The organism is Streptomyces synnematoformans (assembly GCF_039531005.1).
GTDB classification, from domain to species: Bacteria; Actinomycetota; Actinomycetes; order Streptomycetales; family Streptomycetaceae; genus Streptomyces; species Streptomyces synnematoformans.
In genome coordinates this window covers 1-22,591 of record NZ_BAAAPF010000004.1, presented here as the reverse complement: position 1 = coordinate 22,591, position 22,591 = coordinate 1, and the positions used below count along the sequence as shown (strand labels likewise).

The window sequence follows — 22,591 nt, the reverse complement described above, 5'->3', positions numbered from 1 at the left end:
CCTCACTATCGCCGCCGCAGGAAGGCGCTCGTCGAGGCGACCCCCACCAGCTCGAAGGCGGTGTCCCCGGCGAGGTACTCGTCCGCCGCCTGCTGCACCCCCGGCCACGTGCGGTCCCCGTAGTCGTCCACGACCACCACACCGCCCGGCGCGACGATCTCCTCGACCCACTCCAGGTCCGCGCGCACCCCCGCCGCGGAGTGGTCGCCGTCCACGATCACCGTGCCGTACGGTCGGTCGGACACGGCGCGGCGGACGTCGGGGTCGCCGGAGAACCCGCGGTGCAGCCGGATCCGCTCGGGCGGCACGCCGGCCAGTTCCAGGTTGGTCCGTACGACGGCCTCGCTGACCGGCGTGCCCGTGGGGTCCGCGGAGTTGGCCGTGCCCGGCTGGAGCTGCACGTCGGCCAGCGGGTCCACGATCGTCAGCGAGCACCGCCGCCCCGCGCGCGCGAACTGCCGGGTGAGCGCGGAGGAGAACAGGCCGAAGAGGGTGCCGATCTCCAGCACGTCGTCGTTCGGCGGCCCGAGGAGCAGCGGGACGGTGAGCTTCCCGAGGATGTTCGGCGCGCCGCCCGCGATGCGGCCGACGCCGCGCAGCTCCACCTCGACGAGCGTACGGAACGCGGCCACGACGTACGGCCGGGCGTCCCGCTCTCCCGTCGCGGCCTGGACCTGCTCGACCAGGGTGTCGACCGACCCCTTGGTCGGCATCCGCTGCTTGCGGCCGTCCTGGCCGCCGAACAGCAGCTCCAGCGTGTAGCGGGCGACGCGGGCCTCCCGGAGTTCCTTCTCCATCGCGTCGACACGCGCGCGGAGTTCGTCGTCGGCCGTGCCGGGCCTGCGGACCGCGCGCTCGACGCGGCGGCCGAGGCGTTCAATGCGACGGATATGCGACATGCATCGCACTCCATCAGACGCACGGGGACGGGGCGAGGGCTGAGCCGCGTCACCACGGCCCCGGCACGAAGAGTTAATCTCCCGCTCATACGACCCCGCGGGGTGTGCCGACCCGCGGCGCGGTGTCCGTACGGCCCCGGAACGAACCTAGAATCGACCGCATGCGCGGCGGGTGGAGGGAACGGCATGGCGCGGCAGCGACCGGGTGACTCCGGGGCGCCCACGATGCGCGACGTCGCCGACCGCGCCGGGGTGAGCACGATGACGGTCTCGCGCGTGCTGAAGGAGGACGCGCGCGTCAGCGAGGCCACCCGGCGGCGCGTCCTGGCGGCCGTCGACGCCCTCGGCTACCGGCTCAACGCGACCGCGCGCAGCCTGCGCCTCGGCGGCAGCGGCATGATCGGGCTGATCGTCACCAACCTCGCCAACCCGTTCTACTCGCGGCTCGCGCTCGGCGTGCAGGAGGTCGCCTCGCAGCACGGGCTGAGCATGCTGCTCAGCAACACCGGCGAGGAGTTGGAGCGGGAGCGAGGGCTGGTGGAGGACCTGGCGTCGCGGCAGGTCGCGGGCATGATCGTGGTGCCGGCGGGGGGCAGCCACAGCCACCTCACGCCGGCGGCGCTGCGCGACATGCCGGTGGTGCTGGCGTCCCGGCCGCCGTCGGGGATGGCGGCCGACTGCGTACTCGTCGACGACTTCGGCGGCGCCCGGGACGCCACGGCCGAACTCATCGCCCGCGGCCACCGCAGGATCGGCTTCCTCGGCAACCCGCCGGCCATCCACACCGGCGCCGAGCGCTACCGCGGCTACCGCGCCGCCCACGAGGCGGCCGGGCTGGAGCCGGACGACCGGCTGGTGCGGCGCGGGCTGACGGACGTGGCGACGGCGGAGCGGGCGGCGCGGCGCCTGCTGGCGCCGGAGAGCCCGGAGAGCCCGGCGAGCCCAGGGAGCCCGGAGAGCCGGGAGGGGGCGCGGGAGCCGGCGCCGGACGCCCCCACCGCGCTCTTCTGCACCAACAACCGCCTCACCCAAGGCGCGATCCGCGCCGTCCGCGCCCTCGACGTGCCCGTCGCGCTCGCCGGCTTCGACGACTTCGACCTCGCCGACATCCTCGGGATGCCGCTGACCATCGTGTCGTACGACGCCGACGAGATGGGCCGGCAGGCCGCGCGGCTGCTCGTCGACCGGATCAACGGCGGCCCCGCCGCCTCCCGGCCCCCGCGGCGGACCGTCCTGCCCACGCACGTCATCCGCTACGGGCCCGAGTGAGCCGGCGGCCCCCCGGAGCCGGCCTCGGCGCAGGCTCCCTCAGCAGGACATGCCGTTGGGCTCGTCGATCTCGACCGAGCTGAAGAAGTCCCGGAAGGACGAGAAGAAGTTGCCCTTGCCGCCGGGGCTGGTGACCGCCATGCAGCCGGTGTAGTCGGCGTCCGACCACAGGTTGATCCGGTGGTCCGTGCGGTTCCAGTCCGACGTGGCGCGGTCGTCCATGCCGAGGGCGGCCAGGTCCGGGGTGTCGTCCTGGATCGCGGCCATGTCCCCGGTGCCGTCCAGGCCGGAGAACAGGCAGTAGTGGTCGGCCGGACACCGCTCGTAGCCGTCGGCCACCGCCTGGGCGGACGCGCCCGGCGCGGCCAGCAGGGCGGCGGCGGCCGCGGCGGCGGTGACGAGGGCGGCGTGCAGCTTCTTGGTCATCTCTCTCCTCGGTGGGGGCAGAGCCCGAACGTGGCGGCAGAAACCGAACACCCCGCCGCCCCCGGGCGTCCCGGGGCGGCGGGGGGCAGGGGGCGGGCCGGTCAGTCCAGAGCCTCGAACGCCTTGACCAGCGTCCGCTGGAGGTCCGTGATCTGGTAGTACGACCCGAGCTTGTAGTACTCCTCCTTGGACGTCAGCGTGAACCCGTAGACGAGGGTGCGGTTCTCGCCGGCGTAGGCGTACGGGGCGGAGTTCGCGTACGTCGTGATCTGCGTCTTCTCCGGCTCCGACGTCGTCGGGGCCAGCGTCGGGTCGACGCTGATGACAGCGTAGGTGATGCGGTCGACGACGTCGGAGTCGTAGCCCAGGGTCGGGTACACCGCGAACGAGCCGGTGGCGAAGTCCAGCGCCATGTCCGTCGGCTCCACCAGCCCCATCTCGCTGGCCGTCGCCTTGACCTCCTCCGGCGTGAGGTGGTCGGCGTTCAGGTCGCTGAAGTACAGGTTCACCTGCCGCTTCGGGTAGTCCACCGAGACCATCTGGACCTTGTCCAGGCCGTAGCGGGCGAAGAGTTCGGCGTTGGCGCGCGCGCTCTCCGGCATCGACGGCAGGTCGAGCAGGGCGGTCAGCGGCTGCGGCTCGTTGGTCGGGAACGAGGCGTAGGCCTTCTTGAAACCGGTCGTGACCATGCCGTCGATGGCGTACATCCCGAGCGGGAATCCGTCGCGCAGTTCCGCGAGGAGATTGTCGACCGGGTGGTTCTCCTTCTCGGTGAGGCCGCGCTCCAGCGCGGTCGTGAACGGATCGCCGTGGTCCGTGGGCACCGAGATACTGAAGTCGAGTTCCGTCGAGCGGCGGCCACCCGCCATGGAGAAGACGATGACGGCGTCCGCGAGCGCATCCTGGTACGCGGTCAGAACCGGCCAGATCTTGTCGCGGGCGACGGGCACATTCAGCAGCCCGGCCGCTTCCTCCATAGCGGAATAGACACGTTCGACGTCTTTAGCCCCGGACATGGAATCCTCCGCATATCGATCATGAGCGACTATGGGGGCCAGGTCAGAATCACCGACGCCGTCGAAGAGCGTCTCGTCGGCGCATCGAGGAGCGTCAACCGTGGCCGCTACCTGCTGCTCCACTGACCCGAGTATTGGCGAGCCGGCTTGCGCGGGACTGTACGACCGCTTGGCGCCGGCTTGGCGGCACGCCAGAGCAGCCGCGCCCACCTGCGGATTTCTGCGCCAGCGCGGCACGCGCGGGAAGAGCGTAGCGGAAAGCCGCGCGGACGGGCCCCGCCGGTAAGCGGGCCGGCCGCCCGCCGGCCAAAAGATCAACAGGTGCGGCGCGCGCCCTGGCATTATGTACCGGCCGCCACTCCCCGCGGGAGACCCAAGTCGGCACCAATTCAATCCTCAGTGCCGCACAAGTCGCCTGGCAGATGCTGATCCGGTGCCAGGCGCACGCCGACGCGCCGCCGGCTTTCGTGCAGGTTTGTCCGTCAGCTGTCCGGAACTTCGTTCCAGCAGGGGAAGGGGCGACACGTGAGGGTTGCCGCGGCGTACGCGCCGCAATGCACACGGCATTCCACACGCCTGACCGGCCGTGCCGCCGGAGCACACGAATTCCCCGGCGCCGCGGCGCACCGGACCGGCCACCGCCGCCCCGGCCCGGAACCCGCCCTCTCAGCCCCGGTGCGCCACCGCGCGAACCGCGCCGAGCCCCCGACCGAGTCCCGGTGATCGCCGGTCCCTACCCGTACGTCCGTGCGGGTGTCCACGCCCGCGCGGGAACCCCCGCAACCGATCCGATCCGCGTCGGCCGCGAAGATGTTCCGTACGAAGGATATTGAGAGGCGAACATGCCAACTCCCCGAGGCAGGGTCCTCCTGGCCGAACCCCGCGGCTTCTGCGCCGGCGTCGACAGGGCGATCGAGATCGTAGAGCGTGCGCTGGAGATCCACGGCGCGCCGGTGTACGTGCGCAAGCAGATCGTGCACAACGAGCACGTGGTACGTGATCTTGAGGAGCGCGGCGCGGTCTTCGTCGACTCCGAGACCGAGGTGCCCGAGGGCGCGGTGTGCATCTTCTCCGCGCACGGCGTCTCGCCGCAGGTGCGCGACAACGCGGCGGGCCGGCAGCTGAACGTGATCGACGCGACCTGCCCGCTGGTGTCGAAGGTGCACCAGGAGGCGCGGCGCTTCGCCCGGGACGAGCGGACGCTGCTGCTGATCGGGCACGCGGACCACGAGGAGATCGAGGGCACCTACGGCGAGGCGCCGGACCGCACGGTCATCGTGGAGGACGCGGAGCAGGCCCGGCAGGTGGAGCTGCCGGAGGGCACCCAGGCGGCGTTCCTGACGCAGACCACGCTGTCGGTCGACGACACCTCGGAGATCGTCTCCATCCTGCGGGAGCGCTTCCCGGGGATCGTGGGCGCGGGCAGCGAGGACATCTGCTACGCCAGCCAGAACCGGCAGAACGCCATCAAGGCCATCGCGGCGGAGAGCGACTTCGTCCTGGTCATCGGCTCGGTCAACTCCAGCAACAGCGTGCGGATGGTGGAGGTCGCCGAGGCCCTCGGCACGCCCGGCAAGCTGCTCCCGTCCGTGGACCATCTGGACCCGAGCTGGCTGGAGGGCGTGGAGACCGTCGGCGTCAGCTCCGGCGCGAGCGCGCCGGAGCTGCTGGTGGACCAGGTCATATCGCGTCTCGCGGAACTGGGCTACGGGGAGGTCGACTCGGTCGTGACCGCGAAGGAGAACGTGGTGTTCCGTCCGCCGGCGGGTCTGGAACGTTCGAAGAGCGAGGCGAAGAGCGAGGCGAAGAGCGGGCGAGCGGGCACGGGTTCGGACGCCGCGGGCGACGCGGGCGGCGCGGACGCCGCGGGCTCCGGCGGCCTGGACAAGGCCACGAAGAAGCTCCTCTCCCGGGTCACGACCCGCATTGACGACCTGCTGACGGCGGAGCGCAAGCAGTGGGGCGACGTCGACGCCCGCATGATGCAGCCGATAGACGTGGTCGCGCGGCTGGTCGCCGCCGGCGGCAAGCGGCTGCGGCCGACGTTCTGCATCAGCGGCTACCTCGCCGCCGGCGGCGAACTCGACGGCTCGGTGGCGGAGGACGCGGTCGCCTCGGCGGGCGCCGCCCTGGAGCTGCTGCACGCCTTCGCCCTGATCCACGACGACGTGATGGACAACTCCCCCACCCGCCGCGGCCGCCCGACCGCCCACATGGAGTTCGCCGGCATCCACGCCGAACACGGCTGGGCGGGCGAGGCCCGCCGCTACGGCGAGGGCGTGGCGATCATCGCCGGCGACCTGGCGTTCGGCTACGCCCACACCGTCACCGAGAACCTGTCGGGCCCGGCGCGGAAGGTGTGGAACCACCTCGGCACCGAGATGATCGTCGGCCAGCAGCTCGACATGGCCCTGGCCGCCGAACTCGCCCCGGACCCGGACCTCGCCCGCTACGTCGCGGTCTGCAAGTCGGGCCAGTACACGATCCACCGCCCGCTGGCCCTGGGCGCGACGATCGCGGGCCGCGACGACCTGCACCCGGCCTTCGAGGCGTACGGCGTGGCGGCCGGCGAGGCGTTCCAGCTCCGCGACGACCTCCTCGACGCCTTCGGCGACCCCGCGGTCACGGGCAAGCCGGCGGGCCTCGACCTCAGCGAGCACAAGATGAACCTGCTGCTCGCCCTGGCCGCGACGAAGGACGCGGAGGTGGCGCGGCTGGTGGCGGACGGCCAGAACTGGGACGCGGAGCTGCTCCACGAGGCGCTGCTGGCGTCCGGGATGCGGGAGGAAGTGGAGAAGCGGATCGACCGCCTGGTGGAGACGGCGCACAAGGCGCTGGAGAAGGCCCCGCTGGCGCCGGGCTGGCGGGAGCGGCTGGGCGAGATGGCGGTGCGGGTGTCCTACCGGGACCGCTGACGCCGCACGGACACCGCTGAACGCGCCCTCGCCCGGGCCGGCCGATAGCCGGGGCGGGGGCGCGGCTGTGCGGGGGCGCGGGGGCCGGGTGGGTGCGTACGCGCGGGATGGTGGGGAGGGCTGCCGGAGCGTCCCGGGCGCCGCCCGCTAGTAGTAGCCCTTCGTGCCGTCGACGGTCTCCCGCACGAGGTCCGCGTGGCCCGCGTGCCGCGCGGTCTCCTCGACGAGGTGGAGGAGGATCCAGCGGAGGTTCGCCTTGCTGCGGGGCAAGCCGGGGTGCCGGGCGACGTCGTCCAGGGAGGCGGCGGCCACGATCTCGTCGCTGCGGGCGCACTGGGCCTCGTAGTCCGCGAGCAGCTGCGCCAGGGGCACGTCGCCCGTGTACCAGTCGGCGTCCTCGTCCGCGGACTCGTCGAAGGCCGGATTGGGTGTGCTGTCCCCGTCGAGGAAGATGACCTCCAGCCAGGTGTGCTCGGTCCACCGCATGTGGGCGACGAGCCCGGCCATGGTCATCAGCGGCGAGGTGGGGACGACGGGGCGACGCGCGTCCGCCTCGCTCAGGCCCTCGCACTTCCAGCGCAGGATCCTGCGCTGGAGATCCAGCCAGCCGGTGAGCGCGGCGCGTTCGTCTGCGAGGAGGGGAGGACGTTCGAAGATATGCGACATGCCTGCGGACGCTAGCGGGCCCGGCCCCGGGATGTCGCCGGATTTCCCCGGGCGCTCACCCCGCCGGCTTCTGCGCCATCACCACCACCCCCGGCCCCGTCTGCCCGTCCCCGGGCAGCCGCAGCTCGGCCACCGGGCGCAGCCCGGCCCGCTCGATCAGGTCCGCGTACTGCTCGGGCCGCCACCGGTGCGTCGTCCACCGGACGCCCGCGCTGCCGTACGCCTCCGTACGCACCACGTCCTCGTCCCCCGTGTGCGTCCCCGTCAGGAAGTGCCCGCCCGGCCGCAGGGCGCGCGCGAACAGGGCCAGCACCTGCGGCAGCACGTCACGCGGAAGGTTGAACAGCGACCACCACCCGAGCACCCCGGCCAGCGACCCGTCGGCGAGGTCGAGGTCGGTCGCGGAGGAGACGCGGAAGCGGCACCGCGGGTACAGGCGGCGGGCGTTCTCGATCATGCGCGGGGAGAGGTCCACGCCGGACACGTCGAGCCCGCGGTCGGCGAGGTACGCGGTCACCGTGCCGGGGCCGCAGCCGACGTCGAGGACCGGGCCGGAGTCGCCGACGGTGTCGGCGAAGGCGTCGACCGAGGCCCTGAGCCACGGGTGCCGGCGGATGTCGCCCATGCCCGTCGTCTGCACCAGGTGCGCGTAGTTGTCGGCGACGCGGTCATAGGACTCGCGGACGATGTCGAGGTCGGCCGGCCGGTCAACGCGGGGCGCGCGGGCGGCGCGGAGGCGTGGTTGTGCGTCCATCGGGCCAACATAGGACAGCCCTGTGACAACGCCGCGGCGGACCAACGGCCGCCCCGGGGGGCGCCCGGCGGCGTCAGTCCTTGCGGCCCACGCCCGCGTAGATGCCGACCTCCTTGTACCGCGCCGGCGGCGACATGTCCGGGCGCCAGAACGGGACCTGCACCAGGCCGGGTTCGGCCAGGGTGAAGCCGTCGAAGAACGGCTCGATCTCGGCGTACGGGCGCAGGTTCAGACCGGCCGTCGCCTTGTTGTAGACGGCCTGGGCGTCCGTGCGGTCGTTGAAGTCGCCGGTGGCGTGCGAGAGCACCAGGTAGCTGCCGGACGGCAGCGCGTCGCGCAGCGCGGCGACGATCTGCCGGGGCCGCTCCTCGTCGGTGAGGAAGTGCAGGACGGCCACCAGGAACACCGCGACCGGCCGGCCGAAGTCGAGGACGCGGCGGACGTCGGGGTGGTCCAGGATCGTCTGCACGTCCCTGACGTCGGCGAGCACGATGCTGGTCGCGCCGGCGCCGGAGAGCAGCGCGTCGGCGTGGGCGCGGACGATCGGGTCGTTGTCGACGTAGACGACGCGGGTGTCCGGCGCCGTCTCGTGGGCCGTCTCGTGCACGTTGGGAGACGTGGGCAGGCCGGTGCCGATGTCCAGGATCTGGCGGATGCCGTCGCCGACGACGTGCCGGACGGCGCGCTGCAGGAAGGCGCGGTTGGCCCGCAGGCCGATCCGCGCCTCGGGGGCGGCCGCGACGAGCGCCTCGCCGGCCCGGCGGTCGACCTCGTAGTTGTCCTTGCCGCCGAGCAGATAGTCGTAGATCCGCGCTGGATGCGGTTTGCTGACGTCTATCTCCTCGAAGCGGAAGCCCTGTGGCGGCACGCCGCGCTCCTCTCGACGACCACCACAGTAGTCGGCCCGGCACCCGCTCCCCCACCGCAACCGGACATCCCGTGGGGACCGCGCGGCTAGGGCCTGCGGCCGACGCCCGCGTAGATCCACTGGTGTTCGGCGCCGGGCGGGACGCCCGTGTCCGGCCGTTGGTGCCACCCGGGCCCGGGCGCCGGCTCGGGGCGCCACAGCGACAGGGTGGTCAGGCCCGGTTCGAGCAGGTCGAAGCCGTCGAACAGCCGCAGGATGCCGGCCCGGTCGCGCAGGGTGAGGGGGGAGTTGGCCTTGCGGTAGACGTCGGCGGCCTTCTGGACCCGGCCGTCGGTGTCGAACTCGGAGGTCGAGTGCGAGACGACCAGGTGGCTGCCGGGCGCCATCGAGGCGCGCAGCCGGGCCACGATCCCCGCCGGGTCCTCCTCGTCCTCGATGAAGTGCAGTAACAGCAGCATGATCACGGCGACCGGCTCGTCGAAATCGATGACCTCGCGCAGCTCGGGATCGGCCAGGAGGTCCTCGGGCCGCCGGACGTCGCCCTGGACGACGGCCACCCCGGGCGACTTGCCGAGCAGCGCCCGCCCGTGGCTGGCCACCACCGGGTCGATGTCGACGTACGCCACGCGCGAGTCCGGGTCGATGTGCTGGGCGATCTCGTGCGTGTTCTGGTGTGTGTCGCCCTCGACCGGCATGCCCGAGCCGACGTCGATGAACTGCCGCACACCGGAGGCGGCCAGGAGCCGTACGGCGCGCCGCAGGAACGCCCGGTTCTCCCGCGCCAGCAGCGGCGCGTCCGGAACGTACCGGCGGACCTCCTCCATGATCTCCCGGTCGTGGGCGAAGTTGTCCTTGCCGCCGAGGAAGTAGTCGTAGATCCGCGGCACGTTCGGTTTCCAGAGGTCGAGTGGCTCCATCGTTCCGCGCTCTCCCCCGTCCTCTGCCGGCCTCTCCATCGAAGCCTCCTGCCGTGTCCCGGAAATACGTGGAAGCATACGAGCTTACTGACCGTCAGCCGCGGCCGCCCGGCCCGTCCGGGGCCGGCCGCGAACGCTGCCGGAACGTGACCCACGGAGAGGAGTGCCATGCCGGACGACGGCATCGACCGGATCCCCGGCCCGCCCGCGGAGGGCGACGGCGTCGAGGCGATCGCGGCGGCGGGAGGACTGCACACCTACCAGCTGCGGCTGCACGACGAGTACGGCCCGGTGGTGCGGTTCCCGTTGCCGGGAGTGGACGCGGCGGTGTCGGTCGCGGACCCGGTGCTGCTGGAGGCCACCGCGGAGATCAACAAACGCCCCGAGCAGCTGTTCGCGTTCCTGGAGCCCCTCCAGGAGTCGGGCAACATGCAGACGCTCCCGCCCGCCGAACACGTGCCGTGGCGCCGCGTGATGCTGTCCGTGCTGGCCGGACGCCCCGCGCACGAGGCGCACTTCGCGCAGTTCACCGCGCTGACGGAGGCGATGGCCGGCCGCTGGGCGGAGCAGTCGGCCTCCGGGCCCGTCGAGCTGCAGAAGGACCTCAGCAAGCTGTCGCTGCAGCTGGTCTGCGAGTTCGCGCTGGGCAGCGCCCTGACGTCCGAGGAGTCCGCGGGGCGGGTCGTGGCGGCGTTCGAGGACGTGCTCACCGACTACCTGGCGCGGCTCTACCAGGTGGACGTGGGCGGTACGGAGGAGGAGCGCCAGGACCGCTCCGAGCGGGCCCTGGCCTACCTGCGCACCACCGTCGACCAGGTACTCGCCGCACACCGGGCGCGCGGCACCACCGCACGGGCCGACCACAGCGACCTGATCGCGGCCCTGGTCGCCGCGGGCGAGGCGCCGGCGCGGATCCGCGACACCGTGCTGATGACCATGATGGCGGCCCACCACACCACCGGCGTCGCCATCTCCTGGGCGCTGTACCTGCTCTCCCGGCACCCCGAGGCGGCCGACCGCGCCACCACCGAACTCGACCGGGTACTCGCCGACCGCGCCGCCCCCGGCTACGGCGACCTCCGGCAGCTGCCCTACCTGGACATGGTGCTCCGCGAGGCGATGCGGCTGTACCCGCCGGGCCCGTACGGCGCCCGCGAGGCCACCGAGGACCTCCGTCTCGGCGACTACACGATCCCCGCGGGCACGACCGTCTTCTACCCCTTCTGGGCGGTACACATGAACCCCGCCTACTGGCCCGACCCGGAGACGTTCGACCCGGACCGCTTCACCCCGGAGGCCACCGCCGACCGCCACCGGCTCGCGTACATCCCCTTCGGCCTCGGCCCGCGGAGCTGCGAGGGCGCCACGCTCGCGATGGTCGAGGCCAAACTCGTCCTCGCCGTCCTGCTGAAGCGCTTCCGCTTCGAGCTGGCCCCCGGCCAGACGGTCACGCCGATCGAACGCTTCGTACTCTGGGCCGCCGAGGACATCCGCATGAACCTCACCCCGAGATGACCCGCACACCGAGATGACCCGAACGGGTGACCGCTCGGCCACCGCCGGCTGTCGGTGCCGTCGGATAGCGTTCCTGCCATGCGCTACTTCAACACGGCGGGGCCGTGCCTCCCCTCGCGGCACTACATGGTGCCGGCCGAGGAACGGCTGCCGCGGGCCCGCGAGATCGTGGAGGAGGGCCAGTACTTCGTCGTGCACGCACCCCGGCAGACCGGCAAGACCACGGTGCTGGCGTCGATGGCCAGGGAGCTGACGGCCTCGGGAGAGTACGCGGCGCTGCATCTCTCATGTGAGAACGCGGAGGTGGCAGGGGAAGACTACGGCCGGGCGGAGGAGCTGGTGCTCAGCGCGCTCCGCCGGTCCGCCGAGGCGAACCGGCTGCCGGACGAGCTGGCTCCTCCGGACCCGTGGCCGGACGATGTGCCCGGGGCCCGGCTCCAGCAAGGACTGACGGAGTGGGTGCGACGCTGTCCGCGTCCGCTGGTGCTGTTCTTCGACGAGATCGACGCGCTGCGCGGGGAGAGCCTGCGCAGTGTGCTGCGTCAGCTGCGCAATGGGTTCACGACCAACCGCAGCAGCTTCCCCCAGTCGGTGGTGTTGTGCGGGCTGCGGGATGTGCGTGACTACAAGGCGGCCTCGGGCGGAGATCCGACGAGGCTGGGCACGTCGAGCCCGTTCAACATCAAGGTCGCCTCGCTGCGGCTGGGCGACTTCACCGAGGCCGAGGTGCACGCGCTGTACCGGCAGCACACCGCGGAAACCGGTCAGGAGTTCACGGCCGAAGCGCTGGCGCGTGCCTACTGCTGCACCCAGGGGCAGCCCTGGCTGGTCAACGCCCTGGCGTACGAGATCACCAGGCGGATGCGGGTCCCGACCGCCGAGCCGATCACGGCTGAGCACGTGGACGAGGCCAAGGAGCGGCTGATCCTGGAACGCGCGACGCACCTGGACTCGCTGACGGCCAGGCTCGGCGAGGACCGGGTGCGGCGGGTGATCGAGCCGCTGATCGCGGGTGAGTTGCCGGAGGAGGCGAGCACCTACAACGATGACCTGGCCTATGTGCGCGACCTGGGCCTGATCGCTCCGGACTCGCCGGTGCGCGTGGCCAACCCGATCTACAAAGAGGTCATCGTCCGTGTTCTGGGCACCAGGACGGAATCGGTCATCACCGCGGCCCCGAGCAGCTTCCGGCTGCCGGACGGCCAAGTCGACATGGACAAGCTGCTGCGCTCCTTCGCCGAGTTCTGGCGCGAGAACGGCGAGATCCTGGCCACCCACTCGACCTACCCGGAGGCGGCGCCGCAGCTGGTGATGATGGCGTACCTGCACCGCATCGTGAACGGGGCGGGCTTCATCGACCGGGAGTACGGGGTCGGCCGCCGCCGGGTGGACCTGCTGATCCGCCAGCCCTACACAGCCGCCGACAACGCACGATCGGTCCAGCGCGAGGCACTGGAGCTGAAGGTGTGGCGCGAGGGCCGCCCCGATCCCCTGACCGAGGGTCTGTCGCAGCTGGACGACTACCTGGACCGCATGGAGCTGTCCACCGGCACCCTCGTCGTCTTCGACACCCGCCCCCAGGCCGCCCTCGTCCACGAGCGCACCGCCTTCTCACAGCAGCGGACCCCCTCCGGCCGCACCGTCACCCTGCTCCGCGCCTGACCGCCGGAGCGAACGCGCCCGGCTACGGACACACGAGCCGGCGGTTCGCGCGCCGAATCGCGGGGTGGCGGCTCTATGGCGCGGGTGCCGCCAGGGTCAGGAGGATCCGCCGCAGTTCGGTGCGATCGCGGGGCGTGATCCTCGCCAACCTGCGGTCGAACTCCGTGCTCAGCGCTGCGAGCGCGCGGTCCCGTACCGCCTCGCCCTCCGCGGTCAGCACGAGCCGGTGCCGTCGCAGGTCGGCATCGTCGATCTCGCGCCGCATGAACCCTTTCGCGACGAGGCTGCGTACGTACACCGACACGCTCGCCTTGGGGATCATCAGCGTCGCCGCCAGCTCGGCCGGGTACGGCGAGGCGGTCACCTCGGTGAGCACGAAGAACTCTTTCGTCTCGATTCCGAGCGAGGTCAGTTCGGCGCTGCAGGCGTTCATCACGCCGGTCAGCAGACGATGGTTCAGCGTCCACAACTCGGCGACGTCAACCGGCACGCGAAACTCCCTTCAGATGGTACAGTCCTGAACTAGTTCAATAATGAACTAAGCCGTCCCTTGAACTGGTCGGTTATCGAACGAACTATAGGCGACGAGAGGCGGCATCAGGTGCTTCAGCACATCACGATCCCGCGCGGGCCGATCGAGCTGGCGGCCGACCTTCACCTGCCCGACGACATGGACGGGGCCGCGCAGCTGCGCACCGTGGTGCTCTCCATACCGGGCAGCAGCGTGAAGGAGCAGATCGGCGCGAACTACGCAGCGCGTCTCGCCGCCCGGGGCTTCGCGGCGCTCGTGTTCGACCCCGCCCATCAGGGGCAGAGCGGCGGCGAACCCCGCGACCTGGAGGACCCGTACCGCCGCAGCGAGGACATCTCCTACGCGATCGACGCACTCAGCACCGTCCCCGGCACCGACCCGGAGCGCGTCGGCGTCCTCGGCATCTGCGCCGGCGGGGGCTATGCGGTGTACACCGCCCGCACGGATCACCGCATCAAGGCGGTCGGCACGGTCGTCCCAGGCAACATGGGCACGTCGTTCCGCAGCTTCCAGCCGGACGGTCCGGTGGCCGCGCTTCAGGCCATGGCCGGCGCGCGCACCGAGGAGGCCCGCACCGGTGTGCCGGCCCGCACGAACTGGCTGCCCGACACCCTGGCGGATGCCGCCGCGGCCGGGCTGACGGACATCGACACGACCCAGGCGATCACCTTCTACCGCACCGAGCGGGGCGGGAACGAGCACTCGACGAACCGCCGCCTCTCACGCGGCGACTCGCTGCTCCTGGGCTACGACGCCTACCACCTGGTCGATCAGCTCATGACCCAGCCGCTGCAGGTCATCCTCGCCGGACGCATCGGCAACACCGGCTCCTACGAGTCCGGCATGCGGCTCTGGAAACTGGCGCCCAACCCGGTCGACCTGATGGTGATCGAGGGCGCCGGTCACTACGAGATGTACGACGAGCCCGCCTACGTCGACGCCGCCGTCGCCCGGCTCGCCGACTTCTATGTGCACAACCTGTGATCGGCCCGAGCCTGGGTGCGGTGCTGCCCCGTCAGCACGTGAACCGGAATAAAAGAACCCTCCCGGCCGCGTTTCCGGCGATCAGGAGGGCCTGGACGGGTGCCCCCAACGGGATTCGAACCCGTGCTACCGCCTTGAAAGGGCGGCGTCCTGGGCCACTAGACGATGAGGGCCGACGGCCCGCCGGGGCGCTGGACCAACCGCGCTCGGGGGCTCCAGCAGGATATGGGATGGCGGGGGGGATCGCCAAAACGATTCCTTCCGCACCCGGCGGGCCGCGGCGGGGCCGCGGGGGCGGCGTCAGGCGATGACGAAGAGGAGCGACGCCAGGCCGAAGGCCGAGACGCCGATCGTCGTCTCCATCACGGTCCAGGTCTTCAGCGTCGTCTTCACGTCCATGTTGAAGAACCGGCCCACCAGCCAGAAGCCGGAGTCGTTGACGTGGCTGGCCGTGACCGAGCCCGCCGCCGTGGCGAGGACGATCGCGGCGAGCTGCACCGCGTTGTAGTCCCCGTCCAGCACGGCCGGCTGGATCAGCCCGGCGGCCGTCGTCAGGGCGACGGTGGCGGAGCCCTGGGCGACGCGGAGGGCGGTGGCGACGATGTACGCGACGACGATGACGGGCAGACCCAGGTCGCTCATCGCGTCGGCGAGGGCGTCGCCGATGCCGCTGGCGCGCAGGACGCCGCCGAACATGCCGCCGGCGCCGGTGATGAGGATGATCGCGCAGACCGGGCCGAGCGCGGAGTCGAGGAGCTTCTCGATCATCTGCAGGCCCCGGCCGCGGCGGGTGCCCATGACGTACGACGCGACGAAGACGGTGAGCAGCAGCGCCACGGGGGTGGAGCCGAGGGCGCGGGCGACGTTGTACCAGGACTCGGTGCCCTCCACCCAGCCCGCCGCGCGTGCGGTGTCGAGGCCGGTGTTGGCGAAGATCAGCAGCAGCGGGAGCAGCAGCAGCGCGATGACGGTGGACGCGCTCGGCGGGGCGTCCTGCTTCTCCTCCTGCGGGCCGCCGGTGAGGATCTCGGGGACCTGCAGGACGATCTTCTCGCCGATCCACAGGCCGTAGAGGTAGCTGGTGACGTACCAGATCGGCAGGGCCATCACCAGGCCGATCAGCAGGACGAGCCCGACGTCCGCGCCCAGCAGTTCGGTCGCGGCGACGGGGCCGGGGTGCGGCGGCACGAAGACGTGCATGATGGAGAACGCACCCGCGGCCGGCAGCCCGTAGCGCAGCACGCCGCCGCCGAGGCGGCGGGCGATGGTGAAGACGATCGGCAGCATCACGACGAGGCCGGCGTCGAAGAAGATCGGGAAGCCGAAGATCAGCGACGCGAGGCCGAGCGCGAACGGGGCGCGGTCCTCGCCGAACTTCCGGACCATGGCGTCCGCGAGGCTCTGCGCGCCGCCGCTGACCTCCACCAGCCGGCCGAGCATCGCGCCGAGGCCGACGAGCAGCGCGACGCCGGCCAGCGTCGAGCCGAAGCCGTCGGTCGCCACCGGGATCACCTGCTCGGCCGGGATGCCGGCGGCGAAGGCGGTGAGGATGCTGACGGTGACCAGCGCGAGGAACGCGTGGACGCGCAGGTAGATCACCATGAACAGGAGCACGGCCACGGCCGCGCCGGCTATCGCGAGCAGCGGGCCCGCGTCCATTGTCTGGGTCCAGTCTTCGACCTCTTGGGCCAGATGCACCGTCTTCATGGGGAAAAGCTCCATCGCTTCTCGGGTACGGGGACAGGGGTCGCGTGCGCCTTGCGGCGACGGGTGTCACGGGTCGGGGGCGGGGGTTGGGGGACGGTTCGGGACGGGCTGGGCGGTCGGGTGGCCCGCCGGGGGAGGGTGGGGTGCTGTGCGGGGGAAGACGGGGTGGTGGACGTTGCCGCGGCGGGTCAGCCGGGGCGCGCCGCCAGGCCCAGCCGACGCAGCGCGTCGGCCGCCACCTCGTCGGGCGTCGCGGCGATGTCCACGACCACCCCGTCCTCGTCCGCCTCCAGCGGCTCCAGGTCCGCCAGCTGCGAGCCGAGCAGGGCCGGCGGCATGAAGTGGCCGGACCTGCCGCCCAGCCGGCGGGCCAGGATGTCGCGGTCGCCGTGCAGGTGGACGAAGCGTATGCGGGGACCGGCGTCGCGCAGGACGTCGCGGTAGCCGCGTTTGAGGGCCGAGCAGGTGACGACCGCGTTCTCGCCGGCGTCCGCCCAGCCCGCCAGCCACGCGGCGATGGCCCGCAGCCAGGGCAGGCGGTCGGCGTCGGTGAGGGGGGTGCCGGCGCGCATCTTCTCGATGTTCGTACGGGGGTGGAAGTCGTCGGCCTCCGCGAACGCCCAGCCGAGCCGGTCGGCGAGGAGCCGGGCGACGGTGGTCTTTCCGGCCCCGGACACCCCCATGACCACCAGTCCGGTGCGGGTTTCCGGCGGGGCCGGCGGCTGCGGGGAAGGCGAGGACACGACTGACTCCTAGAATGGTGTTACCAATCGCCGGGAAAGGTAGCACCAATGCCGGAGACAGGGGAAGAGCCGCGCCCGGGATACCCTTCAGCGGTGGAACTGCGGGGCGTGGGCGACGGGGGCCGGGAGGGCGTGGCAACGTCCGCGTCCGCGCCTCCCCCGCCGGCCGCCGCCCCCGTCGCGCCCGGTGCCTCACCCGGCGCCGCCCCCGCGCCCGGGGCCGCCGGCGCCCCCGACGCCGTCGTCCTCCACAGCTCCGTCCTCGACACCATCGGCGAGGAGATCACCGGCGGCGCCCTGCCCGAGGGCCACGTGCTCACGCTGGAGCAGATCCGCGAGCGCTTCGGCGTCTCGCGCACCGTCGCCCGCGAGACCATGCGGATCCTGGAGTCGATGGGCCTGGTCCGCTCCCGCCGGCGCGTCGGCATCACCGTCCAGCCCCGCGCCTCGTGGAACGTCTACGACCCCCGCGTCATCTGGTGGCGCCTCTCCGGCCCCGGCCGCAACGCGCAGCTCCGCTCGCTGACCGAACTGCGCATCGCCGTCGAGCCGCTCGCCGCCGGGGCCGCCGCCCGCAGCGCCTCCGCCGCCGAGCGGGAGCGGGCCACCGAGATCGCCGCCTCCCTGCGCGCCCTCGGCGAGGCCGGCGACCTCGACCGCTTCCTCGCCGCGGACGTCGCCTTCCACACCCTGCTGCTCCAGGCCAGCGGCAACGAGATGTTCGGCGCGCTCGCGGACGTCGTGGCCGTCGTGCTCCAGGGCCGCACCCAGCTCGGGCTGATGCCGCACCACCCCGAGCCGGAGGCCCTCGCCCTGCACGAGGCCGTCGCGGACGCCGTCGCGGGCGGGCGGGCGCGGGACGCGGAGACCGCGATGCGCGAGCTGCTCGCGGAGGTGCGGCACGCGATGCTCCCGCTCTGGGAGCCGCGTACGCGCGGGTGAGGCCCGCCCGCGGCCGACGTACGGGCCCGATCTCCCCGTCCCCGTACGCGCCCGGCGCCCCGTCCCCGTACGCGCACCCGTACGGCAAAAGGCCCCGCCGGCCGTCCTCGGACGCCCGGCGGGGCCCGCGCGGACTATGCGGCTCCGCTGAGCCGCACCCCGCTCAGTGCTTCTCCAGCTCCACCTTCGGCAGGATCCGCTCCAGCGGCGCCGGCAGCCACCAGGCGCGTCGGCCCATCAGCTCCATCGCCGCGGGCACGACCATGCACCGGATGATCACCGCGTCGACGAAGATCGCCACCGCGAAGGCCAGGCCCGACTGCTGCAACAGCCGGGTCGGGCTGAGGATGAAGGCCGCGAAGATCACGATCATGATCGAACCGGCCGCCGTGATCACCGACCCGGTGTGGGCGAGGCCCTCCCGCACGGCGCGCGACGGGTCGCGGTCCTTGTCGTTGACCCATTCCTCGTGCATCCGGGAGATCAGGAAGATCTCGTAGTCCATCGAGAGGCCGAAGACGATCGCGAAGATCATCACCGGCACGTACGCCTCGATGGGTCCGCCCTCGAAGCCGAGCGCCCCGTCCTGGAACACCAGCTTCATCACGCCGAGCGCGGCGCCGATGCTGAGGAGGTTCAGGAACGCGGCCTTCAGCGGGATGAGGATCGATCGGAACACCGCCATCAGCAGGACGATCGCGAGCCCCACGACGATGATCATGAACACCGGCATGCGGTCGGCGAGCTTGCCGGCGTAGTCCTCGGACGCGGCCGTGGCCCCGCCGACGAAGTACTCCGCGCCGGTTTCCGACTCCACCCCCGGCAGCACGTCGTCGCGAATGGTGCCGAGGAGGTCCTGGGTCGCCCCGTCCTGCGGCGAGGTGGTGGGGTAGACGAGGACCATCGCGGCCTCGCCCTCAGGCAGGGCCGTCGGGGGCGCGGTGGCGGCCACGCCCTCGGTCTGGCCCAGCGTCTGCGCCGCCGCCGCGGCGGCGTCCTCGGCGCTGCCGTCGCCGCCCTCGGTCACCACCAGGAACGGGCCGTTGAACCCGGGGCCGAAGCCGTCGGAGAGCAGGTCGTACGCCTGCCGGCTGGTGGAGTCGCTCGGGTCGTTGCCCGCGTCGTTGAAGCCGAGGCGGATGCTCAGCGCCGGGAAGGCGAGGGCGCCCAGCAGCACCGCGGCCCCCAGCAGGGCGGCCAGCGGGCGCTTCTGCACCGCCGTCGCCAGCTTCCGCCAGCCCTCGCCGTCCTCGGACTTGCCCTTGGCCTTGCGCTTCTCGGCCCGCGCGAGGAACTGGCGGGCGAAGCGCTTGCCGAAGATGCCGAGCAGCGCGGGCAGCAGCGTCAGCGAGGCGAGCATCGTCATCAGCACGGTCAGCGCCACGGACAGCGCCATGCCCTGGATCGAGCCGAGGCCGAGGGCCGTGAGGCCGAGCAGCGCCAGGATGACGGTGCAGCCGGCGAAGAAGACCGAGCGGCCCGCGGAGTCCATGGCCGTGATCGTGGCCCGCTCCGGTTCGACGCCCCGCACCAGCTCCGACCGGTAGCGGGCGAAAATCAGCAGCGCGTAGTCGACGCCGACGCCGAGGCCGACGAGGAACATGACCGGCGGCGTCCACGACGCGATGGTGAACAGGTGCGACGCCAGCAGGATGATGCCGACCGTCGAGCCGACCGCGAAGAGGGCGATGATGAGGGGCAGCCCGGCGGCGATGAACGTGCCGAACATCAGTACCAGGATCACCAGCGCGGCCACGATGCCGGCCATCTCCGCGGTGCCGGTCTCGCCCTCCGCGAGCAGCCGGACGGCCTCACCGCCCATCTCGACCCGGAGTCCCTCGCCCTCGATCTCCTGCGCGACGTCGAGGATGCGCTCGGTGTCCTCCAGCGGCATGTCCTCCGACACCACTTCGAGCTGCACGGTGGCGTAGCCGATCGTGCCGTCCTCGGAGATGGCGGTCGGGTTGTCGTAGACGCTCTGGACGCTGCCGACGTTGGGCAGGTCCGCGACCTCCGCGAGCATCGGCTCGACGCGCTGCTGCGCGCCGGCCAGCCCGCCCTCGTCCTGGAAGACGATGTCGATGGTGTCCGCGGCGCGCTCCGCGCCGTGTTCCTTCAACAGGTCGGCGGCTGCCTGCGACTCGGTGCCGGGGATGGAGTTGTCGTTCTTGTACGCGTCCCCCACGGCGCCGGCGATGCCCCACACACCGACCAGGACCGCCACCCACAGGACCACGGCAAGCCATTTGCGGCGGTGCGCGAAGCCCCCGATCCGGACGAACACCCCCTTCTGGAGGGGCGGCTCTGAGCTTTGTTCTCGGTTCTCGGTAATCGTCATGATCTCTTCCCCGGAGGGTCGTCAAACGTCCCCGGGGTGGGCCCCGGGCTTCCGTAGCCTGTTGACGACGTAGCCTTGCGAGGTGTGACATGGACACTCGTCGGATAGGGTCCGTGTCACACCGTGACCGGCCACAGGTGAGCACAGGACAGGGGAATGACGAAGCGGGACGCACGGGACACCGGACGAAACACCCCGCGGGACGCCGCCCGGGACACCGAAGAGCTGCTCGCGGGGTCCTTCGAGGCCAACCGGCCGCGGCTGCTGCGCGTGGCGTACACGATGACCGGCTCCCTCGTCGAGGCCGAGGACTGCGTCCAGGAGGCGTGGCTGCGGCTGCGGCGGATCGACGACCCGGGCACCGTCCGCGATCTCACCGCCTGGCTGACGACGACGGTCAGCCGGCTGGCGCTCGACGCCCTGAGCAGCGCGCGGGCCCGGCGGGAGCAGTACGTGGGCACGTGGCTGCCGGAGCCGCTGGTCGCGGACGACTCGCACGACCCCGCCGACCGGGTGACGCTGGACGAGTCGGTGAGCATGGCGCTGCTGGTGGTGCTGGAGCGGCTGTCGCCGGCCGAGCGCACCGCGTTCGTGCTGCACGACGTCTTCAGCGTGCCGTTCCCCGAGATCGCCGAGGTCGTCGGCCGCTCGCCGGCGGCGGTGCGGCAACTCGCGTCGCGGGCGCGGCGGCAGGTGGAGGACGGCCGGCCGCGGACGCCGGCGACGGAGGCGGAGCAGCGGGAGCTGGTGGACGCGTTCACCGCCGCCTGCCAGGACGGCGACCTGCCGGGGCTGATCGCGCTGCTCGACCCGGACGTGGTGCTGCGCGGCGACGGCGGCGGCAAGGTCGCCACGCTGCAGCACATCGAGCGCGAGGCGACGCGGGTGGCGCCGATGATCGTCGCGCAGGCCGGCACCGCGGGGCCACTGGACATCCGCCCGGTCGAGGTCAACGGCACGCCCGGGCTGGCGGTCCGGGGCGCCGACGGGCAGCTGTCGGTCATGTCGTTCACGGTGGACGCGGGGCGGATCAGCGCGATCGACATCATGCGCAACCCCGACAAGCTCGCGATGGTCCCGGACCTGGACTGAGGATCCCGGACCGCGGCGCGGTCCGGCCGCCGGGCCGGGCGGCTCACCTGCGCGGGACCGGGAAGGCCACCGGGCTGCGGTGGCCGGCCCGGTTCACCGCGCGCACGCCGAAGAAGAGGTTGTCCTTCGACTTGGGCACGGTATGCCGGGTCACGTCGCCGACCTCCGCCACGTGCGTCCACTCCGGCTCCGTCGTCTCCCGCCACACCACCTCGTAGCCGGCGAGGCCCGGCTCCGTGCCCCGGTCCCACACCAGCTCGGTGTCGTTGGTCAGCGCGGAGGTGACGATCCCCGCGCCCGTCGGCGTGCCCGGGGCCTGGGCGAGGGTCCACACGGCGGCGAGGCTGACCCGCGCCACGCGGGCGATGTAGCGGAAGTCGCAGAACTCCGGCAGGTCGCCGTACTGCTTGCCGTCCTCCACCCGGACGTCCTGGTGCTGGTGGGCGAAGTCCTCGGCGGGCTCGGTGAACCGGGCGGCGGGGAAGCGGCGTTCGAGGAACGGGATGTGGTCGCCGCCGCGCAGGTAGCGGTCGCGGCGGTAGATGACGCGGACGTCCATGCCGGTGGCGTCGTTGTCGGCCACGTCGCGCACGAAGCGGGCCAGCTGGCGCGCCGGCGAGTCGTTCTCGCCGCCGACGGAGCGGCGCGTGGCGGCCTCGTCGGGGGTCTCGGCGGTGGGGACGCCCTCGGCGAAGAGCCGCACGGTGTGCGGGTCGCGGGTGCCGTCGTCGGCGGTGGAGCTGCCCACGATGTCGTTGGTGAACATGCCCTGGACGCGGGCGCCCCGGAGCCGGAACTGCTCCGCCATGTGCGCGGCCCCGTACAGCCCCTGCTCCTCCCCCGCCACCGCGGCCAGCACGATCGTCGCGGCGGTGCGCCGGGTGGCGAGCACGCGGGCCAGCTCCATGGCGACCGCGACGCCCGAGGCGTCGTCGTCGGCGCCGGGGGCGTCGGAGGTGGCGTCCATGACGTCGCTGGCGCGGGAGTCGTAGTGGCCGGAGACGACGTAGACGCGGTCGGGGTCGGTGTCGCCGCGCAGGGTGGCGAGGACGTTGGTGATGCGGGTGGGGACGGGGATGCGGCTGGCGGGCTGCTGGACGTACGACTGCAGCTCCACGGTCATCCGGCCGCCGGAGGCGGCGGCGTGGCGGCGCAGCCGGCGGTGGATCCAGTCGCGGGCGGCGCCGATGCCGCGGTCGGGGTCGTCCTGGGCGGAGAGGGTGTGCCGGGTGCCGAAGGCGGCAAGGCGGCGGACGTCGGCCTCGATGCGGTCGGGGTCGATCTCGGCGAGCAGGGCGCGCAGCTCGCGGCCGGGGCGCTGGGCGGTGGCGGGCGGCCGGCGCCGG

19 protein-coding genes and 1 tRNA gene are annotated in these 22,591 nt (G+C 72.4%); 7 read left to right on the top strand and 13 right to left on the bottom strand.

The window, feature by feature from the left end; all coding sequences use genetic code 11:
* Positions 1-5: 5 nt before the first annotated feature.
* Entirely contained in the window at positions 6-899 is an 894-nt protein-coding gene (locus tag ABD317_RS02300; protein ID WP_344287277.1) for a class I SAM-dependent methyltransferase, read from the bottom strand.
* Positions 900-1,085: 186 nt separating this feature from the next.
* Between ABD317_RS02300 and ABD317_RS02295 the strand changes: the two genes are divergently transcribed.
* Positions 1,086-2,168, top strand: coding sequence for a LacI family DNA-binding transcriptional regulator (locus tag ABD317_RS02295; protein ID WP_344287275.1), 1,083 nt, complete (start codon positions 1,086-1,088; stop codon positions 2,166-2,168).
* A gap of 39 nt (positions 2,169-2,207) precedes the next feature.
* Here the strand turns inward: ABD317_RS02295 and ABD317_RS02290 are convergent, their stop codons facing one another.
* Entirely contained in the window at positions 2,208-2,594 is a 387-nt protein-coding gene (locus ABD317_RS02290; protein WP_344287273.1) for a peptidase inhibitor family I36 protein, read from the bottom strand.
* A gap of 101 nt (positions 2,595-2,695) precedes the next feature.
* Complete coding sequence (locus ABD317_RS02285; protein ID WP_344287272.1) at positions 2,696-3,610, bottom strand: aromatic prenyltransferase; 915 nt, start codon at positions 3,608-3,610, stop codon at positions 2,696-2,698.
* 842 nt (positions 3,611-4,452) lie between these two features.
* On the opposite strand from ABD317_RS02285, the gene ABD317_RS02280 reads away from it, so the two are divergent.
* Positions 4,453-6,525 (top strand): 4-hydroxy-3-methylbut-2-enyl diphosphate reductase, encoded by a 2,073-nt coding sequence (locus tag ABD317_RS02280; RefSeq protein ID WP_344287271.1) that lies wholly within the window; start codon positions 4,453-4,455, stop codon positions 6,523-6,525.
* A gap of 147 nt (positions 6,526-6,672) precedes the next feature.
* Here the strand turns inward: ABD317_RS02280 and ABD317_RS02275 are convergent, their stop codons facing one another.
* The 4 genes from ABD317_RS02275 to ABD317_RS02260 all read right to left on the bottom strand — a co-directional run bounded on the left by ABD317_RS02275 (position 6,673) and on the right by ABD317_RS02260 (position 9,730).
* Positions 6,673-7,191 carry a DinB family protein gene (locus ABD317_RS02275; RefSeq protein ID WP_344287269.1) on the bottom strand — a complete coding sequence of 173 codons (519 nt, stop codon included), beginning with the start codon at positions 7,189-7,191 and terminating at the stop codon, positions 6,673-6,675.
* 55 nt (positions 7,192-7,246) lie between these two features.
* The gene (locus ABD317_RS02270; protein ID WP_344287267.1) at positions 7,247-7,945 is read right to left on the bottom strand and encodes a class I SAM-dependent methyltransferase; all 699 of its coding nucleotides are present in this window, start codon (positions 7,943-7,945) and stop codon (positions 7,247-7,249) included.
* A gap of 73 nt (positions 7,946-8,018) precedes the next feature.
* Positions 8,019-8,813 carry an SAM-dependent methyltransferase gene (locus tag ABD317_RS02265; RefSeq protein ID WP_344287265.1) on the bottom strand — a complete coding sequence of 265 codons (795 nt, stop codon included), beginning with the start codon at positions 8,811-8,813 and terminating at the stop codon, positions 8,019-8,021.
* Between the two features lie 86 nt (positions 8,814-8,899).
* Positions 8,900-9,730 (bottom strand): SAM-dependent methyltransferase, encoded by an 831-nt coding sequence (locus tag ABD317_RS02260; protein ID WP_344287263.1) that lies wholly within the window; start codon positions 9,728-9,730, stop codon positions 8,900-8,902.
* A 168-nt stretch (positions 9,731-9,898) separates the two neighbouring features.
* Between ABD317_RS02260 and ABD317_RS02255 the strand changes: the two genes are divergently transcribed.
* The gene (locus tag ABD317_RS02255) at positions 9,899-11,245 is read left to right on the top strand and encodes a cytochrome P450 (protein ID WP_344287261.1); all 1,347 of its coding nucleotides are present in this window, start codon (positions 9,899-9,901) and stop codon (positions 11,243-11,245) included.
* Between the two features lie 78 nt (positions 11,246-11,323).
* Positions 11,324-12,907: an AAA family ATPase gene (locus ABD317_RS02250; RefSeq protein WP_344287259.1), complete on the top strand. Its 1,584-nt coding sequence runs from the start codon at positions 11,324-11,326 to the stop codon at positions 12,905-12,907.
* 73 nt (positions 12,908-12,980) lie between these two features.
* Here the strand turns inward: ABD317_RS02250 and ABD317_RS02245 are convergent, their stop codons facing one another.
* Positions 12,981-13,397: a MarR family winged helix-turn-helix transcriptional regulator gene (locus ABD317_RS02245; protein ID WP_344287257.1), complete on the bottom strand. Its 417-nt coding sequence runs from the start codon at positions 13,395-13,397 to the stop codon at positions 12,981-12,983.
* A gap of 111 nt (positions 13,398-13,508) precedes the next feature.
* On the opposite strand from ABD317_RS02245, the gene ABD317_RS02240 reads away from it, so the two are divergent.
* Positions 13,509-14,423 carry an alpha/beta hydrolase gene (locus tag ABD317_RS02240; protein WP_344287255.1) on the top strand — a complete coding sequence of 305 codons (915 nt, stop codon included), beginning with the start codon at positions 13,509-13,511 and terminating at the stop codon, positions 14,421-14,423.
* Between the two features lie 100 nt (positions 14,424-14,523).
* Here ABD317_RS02240 and ABD317_RS02235 read toward each other — a convergent pair.
* From ABD317_RS02235 to ABD317_RS02225, 3 genes are all read right to left on the bottom strand, one after another.
* Positions 14,524-14,596: transfer RNA gene (locus tag ABD317_RS02235), tRNA-Glu, on the bottom strand.
* A 127-nt stretch (positions 14,597-14,723) separates the two neighbouring features.
* Entirely contained in the window at positions 14,724-16,130 is a 1,407-nt protein-coding gene (locus ABD317_RS02230; RefSeq protein ID WP_344287254.1) for a GntP family permease, read from the bottom strand.
* Between the two features lie 188 nt (positions 16,131-16,318).
* On the bottom strand, positions 16,319-16,813 hold the full coding sequence (locus tag ABD317_RS02225) for a gluconokinase, GntK/IdnK-type (protein ID WP_037781940.1): 495 nt from the start codon (positions 16,811-16,813) through the stop codon (positions 16,319-16,321).
* Positions 16,814-16,966: 153 nt separating this feature from the next.
* Between ABD317_RS02225 and ABD317_RS02220 the strand changes: the two genes are divergently transcribed.
* The gene (locus tag ABD317_RS02220; RefSeq protein WP_344287252.1) at positions 16,967-17,815 is read left to right on the top strand and encodes a FadR/GntR family transcriptional regulator; all 849 of its coding nucleotides are present in this window, start codon (positions 16,967-16,969) and stop codon (positions 17,813-17,815) included.
* Between the two features lie 163 nt (positions 17,816-17,978).
* Here ABD317_RS02220 and ABD317_RS02215 read toward each other — a convergent pair whose 3' ends face one another.
* Positions 17,979-20,153: an MMPL family transporter gene (locus ABD317_RS02215; RefSeq protein WP_344287250.1), complete on the bottom strand. Its 2,175-nt coding sequence runs from the start codon at positions 20,151-20,153 to the stop codon at positions 17,979-17,981.
* 156 nt (positions 20,154-20,309) lie between these two features.
* Here ABD317_RS02215 and sigJ point away from each other — a divergent pair, with 156 nt between their 5' ends.
* Complete coding sequence (sigJ, locus tag ABD317_RS02210) at positions 20,310-21,245, top strand: RNA polymerase sigma factor SigJ (RefSeq protein WP_344287248.1); 936 nt, start codon at positions 20,310-20,312, stop codon at positions 21,243-21,245.
* Between the two features lie 43 nt (positions 21,246-21,288).
* Here sigJ and ABD317_RS02205 read toward each other — a convergent pair.
* On the bottom strand, positions 21,289-22,591 hold a 1,303-nt coding region (locus ABD317_RS02205; RefSeq protein ID WP_344287245.1), incomplete at its 5' end, for a M20/M25/M40 family metallo-hydrolase.